This is a genomic window from Paenibacillus sp. 01T442, assembly GCF_056398345.1.
Genome location: NZ_JBFTPF010000007.1, coordinates 26,528 through 42,221, shown reverse-complemented (window position 1 = coordinate 42,221; position 15,694 = coordinate 26,528). Strand labels below are relative to the sequence as shown.

Genomic DNA, 15,694 nt, shown 5'->3' with positions numbered 1-15,694 from the left:
ATGACAGTCGTTCAAGGAGTGGTGAACATGGAATATTCCCTATTAGGTAAAACGAACTTCCGCGTATCCAAGTTAGGACTCGGAGGGGCCCCGCTTGGTGGTGATTTTGGAGATACGACGGATGAACAGGCGTTTCGGGTCATTGATGCCGCTCTTGATTTGGGTATTAATTTTATAGATACAGCACCGTTATATGGGCAAGGGGAAAGTGAAAGGAGAATCGGTCAGGGGCTGAAAGGGAAACGAAACCAAGTCATTTTAGCGACCAAAGCGGTGATGCGTGGAGTGCCGTATACGTATGAGAATACCATGAAATCGGTGGAAGAGAGCCTGAAGCGGCTGCAAACGGATTATATTGATTTAATTCAGCTGCACGAACTGGAGTCGGTCAGTTATGAAGCTGCAATGGAAGGTACTGTGGCTGCATTCTTAAAGCTAAAAAAGGATGGGATTGTTCGTGCAATCGGGGTAAATGCCGGAAATATTGAGCGTCTAATTCCATTTGTGCAGGATGGCCTTATCGATACGATCCAAACCTTCGGAAGGTATACGCTGGTGGACTATACCGCCAAGGATGTACTGCTGCCTTTGGCAAGAGAGATGAATATCGGCGTCATTCATGGGAGCCCGCTTGGAATGGGCATTTTGACGGAACGACCGGCACCATTTCTTGCTAAGTATCCGGCTTTGCTGGAAGAAGCAATGAAGCGGAAGAATGAGCTGGATTTTCTGCATAAGAACGAACCCAATGGGCTAGTAGAGCCTGCAATGAGATTTAGTTTTTCATGTCCTGATATTGCGGTGACGCTTACAGGTACGACTTCGGTGGATTCATTAACGAGAAACGCTGCTTATTGTGATGGGGTAGGCTTATTATCTGAACATGAAGCTAGGGTTCTATCCTTATTTCAAGGGATGAAATTAATGTAAGGAGAGGAGGGGGAAATATGGAAGAAATGAAGGAAAACCGCTATTACGTTGCTCTAAATGGTGATGACAGCAATGACGGAATCACGGAGCAGAGTCCATTTCGCACGATCAGCCAAGCGGCTCAGAGGATGGAAGCTGGGGATACTTGTTACATTCGGGAGGGCACTTATCGGGAAACGATCATTCCGGCGAATAGCGGCAAGGATGGCGCACCTATCCGTTTTGAAGCTTATCAGAGAGAGCGGGTTGTAGTGAGCGGCTGTGATGAGATAACGGAATGGATGCCTCATAAAGGCTCAGTTTATAAAGGGAAAGTGACGTGGGATCTACTTGATGGCAGCGGAAATCTGGTTTTCTTCGATGAGGAGCTTGGCATGGAAGCACAATGGCCGAGTCTGAAAGACCGACTGGATAAGTCGCAGTATGCAGTTGTGGATGCAGCTACTAATGAATACCCAACCTACACGCTTTATGATGAGGATTTGAAGGCATTTCCTGACGGGCACTGGGATGGAGCTATGGTGGCTTGCGTGAACGGAGTGAGCTACTTTATGTCAACGGCAAGGGTGACAGGCTTCGAAGCCGGCACTTTGTATCATGATCAGTGGGTCAGCTCGGCAGAGCATTACCATACGCAGCCAGGTAACCTATATTTTATTACAAGAACATTGCAAGCGTTGGATACGGAAAAAGAATGGTATTACAATGCTGACGAAAGGATGCTATATATCATTGCTCCAGGCGGGGGGCATCCATCCAGCCATATCGTCGAGGCAAAGCGCCGTGACTATGCGTTTGATTTGAGGAATAAGCAGCATATTCAGATTATCGGGGTGGATTGTCGAGGCGCATCGATTACGACGAAAGGTGCGAGCCACTGTCAAATACGGAAATCTCGTATGTATGGGTTAGATCGCTCGTTCGGGTACCGTCAGACGATTTACGGTCGGACCCATGGCATTGAACTTGGCGGATCGGATAATCTAATCCGCGATTGTGAAATTTCCCATTTTGAAGGGATCGGCGTTTATGTTTCGGATGAACGGAATGCAGTAATGAATTGTTATATTCATGACGGCAACTTTGAAGCATCCTATGCGAGCATGATCTGGTTGACAGGCTCTGAGCATAAAGTAAGCCGCTGCACCATAACGAGGGGAGGCCGGACTTCTATATCCGGTGTATTTGCGCGTTCCGTCATTGAATATTGTGATGTGTCCTTTGCAAATGCGCTGACTAAGGATTCAGGCATGATTTACCTGTTTAACCATGACTTTGACAACACACAAATTCATCATAATTGGCTGCATGACAATCTATCTGACCATCTTAGCTTTGGTTTTTACATGGATGCTTGGACGAGTGGTGTAAGCTTTTTTCGCAACGTGATTTGGAACATTCCCGAACGGGGCATGGTGCTCAATCGTCCCATTCAGCGAACACTCATTTATAACAATACGTTTTACCGTAAGGCGATAGCGGATTCTTCGGTCTTCTGTTTCGATGATATGTACGGTACGCATATGGTGAACAATCTTTTTGCAGATGGAGAAATTCGCCGATGGGGTAACCACAGTGTGGTGTCACATAACCGATTTGATGTCGATCCGTGCTTCGTGGATGCAGAGCGTGGTGATTTCAGACTTCGTCCGGAATCACCTGTCATCGGAAAGGGGACTTTTGTAGCTGGCGTGACGGATAGTTATACAGGCGAAGCTCCGGATGTGGGCGCATATGAATGGGGCGGAGAAGGTTGGATTCCTGGACATGATTTCAGCAGTGCGCAGGAAACCAAGGAAACCAAGGAAACCAAGGAAACCGGAGGGAAGGTCATCGCATTGGATCATGAAAGCCGAATCCGTAATGGTGGCTTCGAAACGGGTGCATTGGCTCCATGGAGGACGGCCACGGGCTCACCCCGCATTGTGTTCGAGTGTGCATGGGATTATAGCAGGAATGGTGCATACCCGTCAGTAGTTCGCAGCAACAAATATGCTGCTGTCCTTCATACGGGAGATCGTATCGAGCAATTCATTGAGGGATTAAAGCCGAATACGACTTATATGTTTTATGCGGGCATCAAATCCGGAGGAGAGTACCGATTGGCGACAGAGCATTCGGAACGGTCCTCTAACGGATTGTGGGATAAGGAGCCAGATGGCAATTGGGCTATTTACCGTGATGTCCGATATGTCGGCCCGTGGAAATCTGAGGAGTGGTTAAAGTTTTCGGACATTGATTTCGGTTCTCCAGGTAAATATGACATCCTTTCCATCGGGTTAAATAAGATGATTGGCCCTGTTACGATTGAGGTCAGGATCGATCGATTTAATGGCGAATTGATTGGAGCCATCGTTCAAAAGACGGATTATAATGCGACTTGGAATTACTTCGGTACACCGCTCAGCCTCATTGGAGGCGTGCATGATGTGTATTTGGTTTTTTCAGGGGAAGGACAGTGTTTGGTTCATAATCTCGTGATTCATAATTCGTTTCGTGCCGCCACAGCCCGGATGTCCGTTAGTGGACATGATGCGGAAGAGGTACAACTTACCGTGAACCRCTGGAATTGGGAAAGCACGATGTCCGAGCTGTATTTCACGACGGGTGAGGGTAGGACATCTGCAACAGTGGCTATAGAGAATCTTGGAGGGCAAACCGTTATGGGGCTGCCAGGACACAATATTTATGTAGATGATTGTGGTTTATGGATCAAACCGCAGCAAATCTGAGAAGAGGTGCGATAATGAAACCCCATGCAGGTGCGTTAGCGAATTGGTTACTATCGTGGGTTCAGGATCATGGAGCGATTTACGGGTTTCATAATCATTCCGTATGGGGCTCGAATCCGTATAGATGGAGTGATTTCACATGCGGTCACAGCACATGGGCTAGTCCGCTGCTCCCCTCCTTAGCATTAATGCTGCAGCAGAAACGGGATTCAGAACTGGAAGATACCTTGCTGCGTCTCATACAGTTTCAAACAGAATCTTTTCAAATGGATGGTCAATATGCACATATCGGCTTCCAAATGGGTGAGAGTCTTTCGGTCGGATTAATTCATAATATGATGCCTAACGTTTCTCTTGGATTGACAGCCTGGTATGCGAAAGATTGGCTTCCCGAAGCCTATATGCAGCGAATACGCAGCAGCATGTCCGCTACTATGGATGCCTGTGACAGGCATTATCCCTTTGGCATCATGTATACGAATGGTAGAGCGATCAGCAATCAGGAATATGCCCGTTTATGGGGTAAGCTCCTATACGTGAAGGTTTTCGATGATCAGCGGTGGGGTGCAGAGCTTCAACGTCAACTGGATAAGATGATAAAGGATTTTCATTTTATCGGACTTCCGGATCATAATTGTACGGCTTCTTACAGATATGCTGGGGATGCATCAAGCACAGAGCCAGCAGAATATTACGGGCTGCTGATTGCGCCACTTGTATTGGCCTATGAGATGTATGGGCAAAAGAAATACTTGGAGCAAGCTGGTGCGCTATGCCGCCATTTGGCACGCTCAGCTTGGTATGATAGTTTAGGACAAATTCGACTGCACCGCGTCTATTATCACTCCGGGAGCAGTTGGGTCAAAATCAATGAACCCATGCTGATTGCCGGCATGGGCATGTCCTTATTTGGTATTTATCAGTACTTGGCAAAACAGGAGGATGCAGAGCTCACTGCCTTCCTAAAGAAATGTGATCGCACTTATGCGACCTATCAGAACCCTCGGGGGTATTTTGCTTCCGCTACAGGTTGGCACAATGAAGCGGACATAGCCCCGAGCAGCGCCTGGCACAGCCATGATTTATTATATTTAGTCGCCCGCCATGGGGCAGATGAAGACGTTTGGCGCGACATGAACCAACCATACAATCAAATCTCCGTCCTGCTTGGAGACCACTGCATATGGATGGAGCATAATCGTCATTGGACGATTACGGATTACCAGTCCATGGATGTCTATCAGCTGCTGGGGCACAAGGATGAACCGCGGTTTGGCCGCGATATGAGCTGGGTCGGCGGGGAGCGTAATCTGCCCAGCCATTTTAACTTCGCGAATCGGCCAGTATTCGTAAAGACGGATGAGGGTATATTCTTACGGAAGGGCGAGTTTACGGAACAAGATATACAGCTGTCATCGGTAGCTTCAGTACCTTATTTGGGGTTATGGTCTTAGTAGAATGGACAGTATTGAAAAATCTGCAAGGGAGGGGGATCGTCGCATGCTGGAGATTCGAGCATTTATGGATGTATTACTAACACACCCTATGGTGAGTGCTGGACCTATTCCAACCGCACAAGATCCGGATGGGGTTTATCCTTATGAGAGTTACGCAGAGACGAGCCGCCGCCCTATCATCAAAACGTATCAGTTCCTTACCATGGAGAATGATCGAATAAAGGTAACTGTTTGTCCTGATCTGGGAGGCAAGGTGTATTCCTTAATCCATAAAGCTTCAGGCAAGGAGGCGCTTTATTCAATTCCAGTGATCCGACCCATACGAATACTGCCCAGGCAATTTTTTATTGGCGGGGGGATTGAAGTTAGCTTCCCGATATCCCATTCACCGGTGCAGATCGTGCCTGTTCACTTTCAAACCTTAGCAACAGTCAATAGGTTATTCATTTGGTGCGGGGAGCGGGAAGCTCGTTTTGGGATGCAGTGGACCGTTGAGTATTCACTGGGGGAAGACGATGATTTCTTGACACAACGAACCTATTTCTATAATCCCACGTCCGAGCCGCATCCCTGGATGTCATGGTCCAATGCTGGAGTACCCGCTCATGCGGACACTGAATTTTGGTTTCCAAATGGACCTGTGCTTTCACATGGAGATGAGATGAGAACGATCGATTGGGCTATAGAGGGAACGAGAAAGCAGGAGGAGATCGATCGGATGATCGGTTTTTTCTGGCGCGAGCCGGACTGTCAGGCGTTTGGTGTATATACACCAAGCATCGGAAGCGGTTTATTCCATGTCGCAGACCACCGGATAACGCCTGGCATCAAATTATGGTCGGATGGCACTGGCAAACATGAAAAGTGGATTACCCAATACACGATAAATGGGGAGCAGTGTCTAGAGATGCAAGCAGGACCCATTATGGATCAATCGATTAAGAACATGCTGGATCCTGGAGCTTCACATGTCCATTTGGAGTTTTGGATTCCGACGGATCGACGCTTAGACATTCATTCTTTGCCGGTTCCTGTTGTTGATTTGCCAGCTCAAGGGCATATCCCCTTATTCGGTTTTGCTCGCCCACATGAATCGGAGCTATGGGAGTGGGTCGTGGAGGCTTACTGTAAGCAGAAGCCGGAGCTTCTTCCTCTTCCTCCTGGCTTAGACGATAATCGATGGGCCATATCTGGCTATGAAGAGTTGGAGGATGCGCTTCGTTGGGCAGCAGCGGTTCAACCAGACCAATACACCTCATGGAAAATGCAATTAGGTGCATGGTATGCAGGGAAAGACCGGATTGCCGAGGCACTCACGGAGCTTGAAGCTTCGGGAGAAGACAGGGCATTGGCGCTGGCGGCTCGGTTATATCGGCGAAATGTAGGAGATTTATTCAAAGCTGCTGCTTGTTACCGGAGAATCCATTCACGGGTATTCGCTTTACATCCGCAAGTGACGTTTGAAAGAGATGTGACCTTAGCTGGTATTGGAGCGGAAACTCTTGAGGAGCGGGCATATTGGCTAGCTCAAACGAGTGCTTTGCAGGATGAATGGTTAGTGGAGCGGCGCGCAGCATTATTGGTGGATCAAGGGAAATTCGAGGAAGCGAAACAATTGCTTCAGTATACCGTCTTCCAATTGGTTCATCAGCGCTATGCACGCACGAAGCTCTGGCTTCGCATAATGGAGGGGCTGGGTGATCCAAGCCGAGAGGTGCCTTCTTCGTTAGGTGAGGACGATTTATTTGAATTCGGTGCTTATAGGGAATATCAAGAGGACTAGTGTCTGAAATCCAGTTGTTTTTGACAAATCAATAACCTTGTTTGACAAAGATTATTAGGGACGAGGATCCTATAATTAAGCTATAAATAGACAAATTGAGGTGCATAGCGTATGAGTAATCTAGAGGCGAATCAAGTCCACGCATTGCCATTGTTAGAAGACAGTTACACGTTGTCGCAAGAGCAGCAGGAAAGCTATCAGCGAGATGGCCATATCGTTCTTCGCGGAGTAGCGAACGAAGCCGAGATCAATATCTATGAACCGATTATCTCCGACTTGGTGAAAACGTTGAACAACCAAGATAAACCGCTGGATCAACGTGATACGTATGGGAAGGCGTTTATCCAAATTTCGAATTTATGGGAACAAAGTGAAGCGATTCAACGTTTTGTTTTTGCTAAGCGATTTGCCCAAATTGCCGCTGACTTAATGGGCGTTGATGGCGTTCGTATGTATCATGATCAAGCGTTGTTTAAGGAACCGCACGGCGGTCATACGCCTTGGCATCAAGATCAAATTTACTGGCCGCTTGATACGGATAAGACGATTACAATGTGGATKCCGCTTGTGCCGATCTCGGAGGATGTGGGGTCGATGACGTTTGCTTCGGAATCTCATCTCATGGGCTACATTAATAAGATGGTTATTTCGGATGAATCCCATCGTACGCTGGCAGGCTATATCGAGGGGAAAGGGTTCGAAACCAAATCGCACGGTGCGATGGCTGCTGGGGATGCGACGTTTCATGCGGGATGGACACTGCATAGCGCCCCTGGAAATCCGACGGATACGATGCGCAAAGTCATGACCGTCATTTATTATGCAGATGGTTTGCGAATTGCAGAACCGGATAGTAAAGCACGTGAGAGTGATTTGAAAAGGTGGTTCCCTGGCTTGCAGCCTGGGGAGCTAGCTGCTTCTGAGCTGAATCCATTGTTATATAGCCGCAAATAAGTATAAAGATCGCTTGCCCACTGTTTAAGTGAGGAAGCGATCTTTTGTTTAAGCGTGCCAGGTTACCACTTGCTCCCATGTGGGGAAGGGCAGCGCGCGCTGCTAAGTTTAGCTTTGATACCCATCAAGCAGCCGCAATGGCGGCAAGTTGTACCGTAATGATAGTCGCTGCAGCTGGTGCAGACCGCGATACGGCGATCATATTCGGCCTCCGTTGTCAGCTTCAGGTTACGCACACGTAGCGTTTCGCCGAAAAGCTGGGCGATTTCTTCAGGTGTCACGTGAACAGAGGCTGAACACCCTTTGCAATCTGAACCGGCTTCTGAACGTGTTCTAGCTGAAGTATCCATTACGCAGCACTCCTACTGTAGACAAAGTGTGACCACGGAGCGGGCAGGAAGGGTCACAAGCAGCACGTCATTTTCGACCCGATAATCGGTAAAAGGTAGTGTGTTCACTGCATTAGGCTCTTCGAACGTATTGTGCGCATCCATCGTATCCGAGGTGATAACCAATCCTGAGATCGCTCTACCAAAGTGTCCCTTGATGTCGCACTGGACTTCAAGCGTTTCGGCATGATGCAAATTACAAAGGGATATATGTAGCTGGTTGTCTGCATTTAATGAAGCGGATGCGCTAAGTTGATCGATTTGTTTGCCATCCATTTCATAGGAAGGGCTCACCGCTTCTGTAGCAATATAGCTGGCATCTTGATGCACTTTGTACATATCGAACACATGATAAGTCGGAGTAAGCAGCATATCTGCACCCTCTGTAAGAATGACCGATTGCAATACATTGACAACCTGCGCAATATTGGCCATACGTACACGATCACTGTGGTGATGGAAAAGATTTAAATTAACGCCTGCGACGAGCGCATCGCGAATCGTATTTTGCTGATAAAGGAATCCAGGGTTCGTGCCAGGCTCTACATTGTACCAAGTGCCCCATTCGTCCACGATTAAGGCGACTCTTTTGTCAGGATCATAGGTGTTCATTATGGCCGAATGACGAGTAATAAGTTCATCCATGTATAGGGTTTTCTCTAGCGTGTTGAACCAGTCTTGTTCATTGAAATCTGTTGCTGAGCCTTTATCTTTCCAGACGCCAGTAGGCAAGGTATAGTAATGAAGACTGATACCATCCATATATTTCGTCGCTTCGCGCATCAAGACTTCGGTCCAATTGTAATCAGCGCTATTGGCGCCACAGGCGATTTTGAAAATCTTATTATCCCCGTAGTTCCTTACATAGCAAGCGTATCTACGATATAAATCAGCATAGTATTCAGGACGCATGTCGCCACCACAGCCCCAATTCTCGTTGCCTACGCCAAAATATGTGAGCTTCCACGGCTTCTCACGGCCGTTTTCTTGACGCCAGTTCGCCATCGGGGACTCGCCGTCGAAAGTCATATATTCGACCCATTCCGACATTTCCGCCACGGTACCGCTTCCAACATTACCGCTAATATAAGGTTCAGCGCCAATCAATTCGCATAAACGTAGGAACTCGTGCGTACCGAAATGGTTATTCTCGAGAACACCGCCCCAGTGCGTATTGATCATCCGCTTACGTTTCTCTGCTGGGCCGACACCATCTTTCCAGTGATACTCATCAGCAAAGCAGCCGCCAGGCCAGCGGAGAACCGGAATTTGCAGTTTTTTCAGCGCTTCAAGAACATCGTTACGCATACCTTCTGTATTGGGAATAGGAGAGTCGAGTCCAACCCAGATGCCCTCATAAATACAACGTCCTAGATGCTCAGAGAAATGACCGTAAATATTTCGATTAATCGTTTGCAGTGGTGAATCCGCGTGAATCGTCAGCTTAGCCATGAAAGGTATCTACTCCTTCGTGTTTCAAATTAATATGGGAAACCGACTCTCGACTGATCATTGCAGCCGAAAGTATGATTTGCTCCTTGCTGTTTGAAGCATCCGCATGATGACGGTGAATGGCGGAAAGCAGTTCCTCGACGAGATGCTTGGCATCCAAGCTAAATGTCGTCAGCCTTGGTGATATTTGAGCGGCAAGCGGAATATCATCACAGCCAATGATGGATACGTCGTCCGGAATGGCGCGGCCATTCTCTCTAAGGCCCTGCATGCAACCGGCAGCCATCCAATCATTCACGGCGAAAATCGCATTCGGCAGCTCAGCTGTAAGCAGAAGGTCCGCTGCTCGGCGGCCGCCTTCCCAGTTCATTTTCTCCGTGATGACTTGGACTTGTACGTCTTTCGTCTGACAGTAGGCAAGGAAGCCTTGTTTACGAAGCCGAGAAGAATCGTACTTATCTGGCCCTGCCAACAGGGTGAACGAGCGATGTCCTGCATCGTACAGCGTTTTGGCCGCTTTGCTGCCGATCCGATCATCATCAAAATATATTTGGATGATATCTTCTCGGTGGGCATAGCGCTGAATGGAGAAAAGTTGACCAGCCGTCGTCTTGAGCCGATCTAATTGCTCGTCATCCATCTGTCCGATTAGAATGAGCGGACTCTTAGGTGCAATTTCGCGCGGCAGATCGGGGTGCACCATGGAAATTTTGATAGCTTGCTTGGCAGCTAAATTCGTAATTTCGACAAGGAAATTCGTGTAGTAGGGGTCATTTCCTTTGATATCGGATGAACACATGACATATAAAGTGTCCAAAAGCACAGCCGGAACGATGTAGGTTCCTTTGCCAATTAGTTGAACAAGAAGGCCTTCTTGGACTAAGGTCTTGATCGCTGCGCGCACGCTTACCCTGCTTGCTTCGAAGGTTTCGGCCAAATCTCGCTCAGATGGAATTTTGACGAGCTGATCCTTTTGTATGGATCGAATTTGCACACGAAGTTGTTCGATAAGTCTTTCTTTGATAAGTGGAGATTTCTCCATGTGACCAAACCACCATTCTGGGTGATACCATTTTGAATCTATATAATACCAATAAGATACCACGAGAGGTGTGGGGGAGTCTAGGATTATTTTTTTGTGTGAACTGTAACTTAAAATGTCGCTGATTGGAAGGTGAAATGTCGTTGTATTTGAACATAAATGTCGTTAAGCTCATGCCTCGATGGTGCAGGCTTTTTTGCATTTTTTTGAGATTATTTTTGGTTTGATTTATGTCCAGAAATTTGGTATTTCTACTTGTAAGCTAGGTGATTGAAAATTGAACATAAAATGTCATTTTATTCAAAATTTGAATTGTTTCATAACTACGGAATGTAAATAAAGCAGCTAGAGATTGTTTGGAAAGGATGATACGAGATCTCACAGGGAAGCAAGAAAACAAAAAACAAAAAAAACCACAGTTGTCAGTAAGCAATTATCTACTGTCGAAGCAGACAGTGAAGTATATATGTTTGACCTGTTTGGAGAGCGAAAACATACCGCTTAAAGTTGTGCAGGATTTTGACAGAATGGATCAAGGTGATCCTACGGTCCCCCCGCAATTCACATGAGAAAGATGTGAAGGGGCCATGTATGCAGAGTAATACTAAGGTATTCGTGGATATGAGTACAGAATTACCGATGTACGTACAACCTAAAAGGACTGTTAGGATGAACTTTCCTGACGGTTTTTCTTATTGTTAGTCCAGGATGCTTACCAAAAGATGAACAAGAAAAATTAATTTTTGGGTATAGTTCGGCACGAAAAGGGAACAGGAAGAAAAAATGATCAATACTAACACTTCAGGCTAGATAAATATGCATGTAAATGAAAATATTTTCCGAAATTATAATGGTAACGAAAATAATTTACAATATTCAAAATTCATGATACTGTTATTTATGCAGCGGGCTTTCGGAAAATGGCAGCGTTTTCAACAATATAAATCAAGGTCATATCATTGGCGGACTCTACGATAACGATCCGCACAACATTTTTGAGCAGTTTTTAAATCATTGCAGAGGGGATAAAGGGATGAAAATTGTTCGTTTTGGAGTTGTTGGCAGCGGCTATTTTGGCGGGGAGCTAGCGAGGGCATTGAATCGCTTAGAGGGGGCGCGGGTTGTTGCCGTTCATGGAGGAAGCAGGGCGGCCTCGTTGTCCGAGGAGCTGCAATGTGAAGCGATTGATCGCTTGGAGGACTTGGTAAATCGGGATAATATCGATGCGATTATAGTGGCCTCCCCGAATAATATTCATAAAGAACCGGTTATTCAAGCTGCGAAGCAGGGAAAGCATGTTTTTTGCGAAAAACCGATCGCCCTTACGTTGAGCGATTGCGAAGATATGGTCGAGGCGTGCCGGGAGTCCGGCGTTGTGTTTATGGCGGGTCATATCATGCATTTTATGAACGGCGTAAGCCAAGTAAAACAATGGATTGCAGATGGTGAGATCGGTCGACCAATCGTTTGCCATTCGGAACGAACCGGCTGGGAGGACAAGCAGACAACCGTCTGCTGGAAGAAAAACAATGCGACCTCCGGAGGGCATCTGTTTCACCACATTCACGAGCTTGATTTTGTACAAGCCATAATGGGACCGGCGGTTTCGGTTTGCATGGCCGGAGGCAACTTGGCACATCATGGTGAAGGCTTCGGCGACGAAGAGGATGTCTTGTTGCTGACATTGAAATTCGCAGGCGGCACGCTCGGCACGATGCAATACGGCTCTGGATTTCGTTGGGGTGGACACTTTGTCAAAATTAACGGTACGGAAGGCGCCATTCTTCTCGATTTGCAAAACTCAAAGGTCCAGTTGAATAAAGGTGGACATGTCGACACCCGCAATTTGAATGAATCCGCCGAGGAGGATCGGGAACGTGCGCAGTCGTATCAAAAAGTCGATGGTGGTGTAGCCTATGGGACTGCTGCTTCGAGGGCGCCGGGATGGCTAGTGACGCTGATCGAGAAGGAAATGGCGGCGTTCCGCGACGCCGTGCAAGGGAAGCCGGTACAGGAAAGCTTGCGATCCTTATTTGATGGAACTGCAGCTACAACATCTATTGCTACAGCCGAGGCGGCTATCACTTCTCTTCGAGAGAAGAAATGGGTCTCGTTGCCATAGAACAAGGGAGGTAAAGCTATGTCTTTGTTGAGGTTTGGCGTTATCGGATGCGGGAATTTTGGAGCTGAATTTGCCAGAATATTGAATGACTTGGAAGGAACGAGAACGGTCGCTGTAGTTGGCGGAGAGGATGATAGCGCCAAGCTTCTATCGGAAGAGCTGCATTGTGAAACAGCGGCAAGCGTCGAAGAGCTGGTCGCCCGCGATGATGTGGATGCGGTCATTGTGGCAAGTCCGAATTACCTTCACAAGCAGCACGTCATACTTGCGGCTCAGCATGGAAAACACGTGTTTTGCGAAAAGCCCGTGGCGCTGTCTTATTCTGATTGCGAGGAAATGATGGAATCTTGCCGGAAATCCTCGGTTCATATGATGGCCGGACACATCCTTCATTTCATGAGTGGAGTACGTCAAGTCAAGCGATTGATTGCTACCGGTGGAATCGGAAAACCGATCATATCGCACGCGGAACGGACAGGTTGGCAGGATAAGCAAGCTGGAAGCGGCTGGAAGCATGATCAAGTAAAGACCKGAGGGGATTTGTTTCATTTCATTCACGAGCTGGATCTTGTGCAAACGTTTCTTGGGGCGACTGTTTCCGTATTTTTGGCGAGTTCATGCGTGGAACCAGCACATAATGTTTCGAGCAAACCGGATCACTTGATGTTGACGATGGAGTTTTCAAACGGAGCTTTAGGTACGATGCAATATGGTTCAGGGTTCAGATGGGGCGAGCACTTTGTCAAAATCAACGGGACGGAAGGCGCTGTACTCTTTGACTTTAAACGATCTGAAATCGTCGTTCAAACAAAAAACGGGATTGAAACGTTTGGCATTAACGGACAAAGGGATGAAGATGAGGACCGTGCCAGCGGCTACAGGCAAATGGAGGGTAAAATTGTATACACAAGCCCGACAATCCGACCGCCTCTTTTTTTAAGGCAACCGATGAGATTGGAAATGGTTTGCTTTCGCGATGMGATTTCAGGCAAGCAGGTGGATCCGGCGTATATCACTCTTTTCGACGGGACTGCAGCGCGCTCTTCAATCGCGACCGCTGAGGCCGCAATGCTCTCACTTAAGGAGCAATCCTGGATATGATCCCGTTAAGGATAAGAGGATTATTTCGATTCTTTCAAGCAGAGTGGGCTTGAAGGATTTTTTTTTCTTAAATAGATCGTAAGCTATGACACGGGGGCGAGGCTTATGTATAAAGTTTTAGTAGTGGATGATGAGAAAAACATCAGGGAAAGATTGGTCAAATCGTTTCCGTGGAATGAAGCCGGATTTCAAGTCATAGGCTCGGCCGGTGATGGTCAGGAAGCGCTTGAACTTATTAAGGAGTATCTTCCTCATGTGGTTTTAACAGATATTCGGATGCCGGAAATGAATGGACTGGAGCTTGCCAAAGCCATTCAAGAAACGTATCCCCATATTAAAGTTCTAATCCTCTCAGCCTATGATGATTTTAAATATGCACAGGAAGCCATACGTTACGGAATAAAAGGATACCTATTGAAGCCTGTAATGAAAGATGAGATCGTTGATGCGATGAGCGGCCTCGCCATCGAGTTAAAGATAGATGAAGAAATGGCATACAGTAAAAAGATCGGAATTCCGGGTATACTTGAAGAATCGATGTTAATTGACCTAGTCAAAGGCGAAAACGTACATCAGTATGATGAGCCTTGGCTTCGAGATTATATGAGGGTCATTGTTTGTTCGTTTGGAAAATGGTTTGAAGCGGATTTAGGCTTGTCCATTCGGAGTTTTATCGCTGAAAAGACGACGGAATATTGGAAAGAAAGCCATACCTCGGTATTATTTTATGGTAACCAATTGATTCTGTTTGCGCATGATACGAGGCCGATCAGTAAATACGATCTTAAGGGAAAGATTGAAGATTATTACGATTTGCTAAAAGCGTCGATCATGTCGGGGTTTGGAAAAGAATGCTCGCTGTCGATCAGCGTCGGCAACATGATCAAKGGGCCAGAACAAATCTGCACTTCTTTCAATCAAGCGATATATGCTTTTAGTTATAAATACTTCGATGTTCATCATTCAGTACTATTCTACCAGGATTTATTAGTAACGGGTTCGGATGAAACTTTCACGGAGCAAGCAAATGAGCATTTAAACATCATTATGGATAGATTAATGCAATCTGTCCTTTCCCGCCATAAAGATGAAGTTGCTTCCAATCTACGTGATTTTTTTGATGCTTTAGAACAAGGTAAGCGTTTGAAAATAGAGGAAATCAGAATTGCATTTTCGGAAATTATCCTAACTCTACCACTGAGAGCCAAAGAAAAAGGGCTGCCGATACCTTCTTTGGATAAAAAGCAGGCTTTAGAGCATATATACGATGTCCAATCCCTCGGCGATTTGAAAAAATGGCTGAAACAAACAATTGAAAAGATTTCGGACGCTCCTATTGAGGAGAGAGATGAAAACCGTTACGTGCAACTTGCCAAACAACACGTACACAACAATTATTCAGAAAAAATCACCTTGGATCAAATGGCCGGGCAATTATTTATTCATCCAGCCTATTTCAGTTCGATATTCAAAAAAGAGACCGGACATAACTTTATCGATTATATCAATGAAGTTAGGGTTCGTAAGGCCGTGGAAATGTTAAGAAACAAGGATTGTAAGATAAAGGATATTTCTGTCATGGTCGGTTTCCATAATCATTCTTATTTTAATAAGGTTTTTAAGAAAGTGATTGGCGTCAAACCTCTTGTATTTAGGTCCAACCATACTTGCTCACAGAGTGGGGACTTATTATGAATTGGATGATGAATGGATTTCGGAAGATTTCATTTCG

General features: G+C 46.4%; 11 protein-coding genes. 8 read left to right on the top strand and 3 right to left on the bottom strand.

The genetic code is table 11. The features are described 5' to 3' along the window. Nucleotides 1-27: 27 nt before the first annotated feature. The 5 genes from AC1DLM_RS08730 to AC1DLM_RS08710 all read left to right on the top strand — a co-directional run bounded on the left by AC1DLM_RS08730 (nucleotide 28) and on the right by AC1DLM_RS08710 (nucleotide 7,856). The gene (locus AC1DLM_RS08730) at nucleotides 28-930 is read left to right on the top strand and encodes an aldo/keto reductase (protein ID WP_477569750.1); all 903 of its coding nucleotides are present in this window, start codon (nucleotides 28-30) and stop codon (nucleotides 928-930) included. Between the two features lie 17 nt (nucleotides 931-947). Beyond that, the gene (locus tag AC1DLM_RS08725; protein ID WP_477569749.1) at nucleotides 948-3,662 is read left to right on the top strand and encodes a right-handed parallel beta-helix repeat-containing protein; all 2,715 of its coding nucleotides are present in this window, start codon (nucleotides 948-950) and stop codon (nucleotides 3,660-3,662) included. A 14-nt stretch (nucleotides 3,663-3,676) separates the two neighbouring features. After that, entirely contained in the window at nucleotides 3,677-5,116 is a 1,440-nt protein-coding gene (locus AC1DLM_RS08720) for a hypothetical protein (protein WP_477569748.1), read from the top strand. A 46-nt stretch (nucleotides 5,117-5,162) separates the two neighbouring features. Continuing rightward, a complete protein-coding gene (locus AC1DLM_RS08715) occupies nucleotides 5,163-6,902 on the top strand; it encodes a DUF5107 domain-containing protein (protein ID WP_477569747.1) in 1,740 nt (579 codons plus the stop codon). A 111-nt stretch (nucleotides 6,903-7,013) separates the two neighbouring features. Further along, entirely contained in the window at nucleotides 7,014-7,856 is an 843-nt protein-coding gene (locus AC1DLM_RS08710) for a phytanoyl-CoA dioxygenase family protein (protein WP_477569746.1), read from the top strand. A gap of 62 nt (nucleotides 7,857-7,918) precedes the next feature. On the opposite strand, the gene AC1DLM_RS08705 is transcribed toward AC1DLM_RS08710, so the two are convergent. The 3 genes from AC1DLM_RS08705 to AC1DLM_RS08695 are packed head-to-tail and all read right to left on the bottom strand — an operon-like array spanning nucleotide 7,919 to nucleotide 10,739. Beyond that, nucleotides 7,919-8,206: a DUF6171 family protein gene (locus tag AC1DLM_RS08705; RefSeq protein WP_441989779.1), complete on the bottom strand. Its 288-nt coding sequence runs from the start codon at nucleotides 8,204-8,206 to the stop codon at nucleotides 7,919-7,921. A gap of 12 nt (nucleotides 8,207-8,218) precedes the next feature. Next, nucleotides 8,219-9,697 (bottom strand): alpha-N-arabinofuranosidase, encoded by a 1,479-nt coding sequence (locus AC1DLM_RS08700; protein WP_441989778.1) that lies wholly within the window; start codon nucleotides 9,695-9,697, stop codon nucleotides 8,219-8,221. After that, nucleotides 9,690-10,739 carry a GntR family transcriptional regulator gene (locus tag AC1DLM_RS08695; protein WP_477569745.1) on the bottom strand — a complete coding sequence of 350 codons (1,050 nt, stop codon included), beginning with the start codon at nucleotides 10,737-10,739 and terminating at the stop codon, nucleotides 9,690-9,692. The genes AC1DLM_RS08700 and AC1DLM_RS08695 overlap by 8 nt, the downstream gene beginning before the upstream one ends. Nucleotides 10,740-11,772: 1,033 nt before the next feature. Here AC1DLM_RS08695 and AC1DLM_RS08690 point away from each other — a divergent pair. From AC1DLM_RS08690 to AC1DLM_RS08680, 3 genes are all read left to right on the top strand, one after another. After that, nucleotides 11,773-12,861: a Gfo/Idh/MocA family protein gene (locus AC1DLM_RS08690; protein ID WP_441989776.1), complete on the top strand. Its 1,089-nt coding sequence runs from the start codon at nucleotides 11,773-11,775 to the stop codon at nucleotides 12,859-12,861. Nucleotides 12,862-12,879: 18 nt separating this feature from the next. Beyond that, the gene (locus tag AC1DLM_RS08685; protein WP_477569744.1) at nucleotides 12,880-13,962 is read left to right on the top strand and encodes a Gfo/Idh/MocA family protein; all 1,083 of its coding nucleotides are present in this window, start codon (nucleotides 12,880-12,882) and stop codon (nucleotides 13,960-13,962) included. A gap of 105 nt (nucleotides 13,963-14,067) precedes the next feature. Further along, nucleotides 14,068-15,657, top strand: coding sequence for a response regulator transcription factor (locus AC1DLM_RS08680; RefSeq protein WP_477569743.1), 1,590 nt, complete (start codon nucleotides 14,068-14,070; stop codon nucleotides 15,655-15,657). Nucleotides 15,658-15,694: the final 37 nt, after the last annotated feature.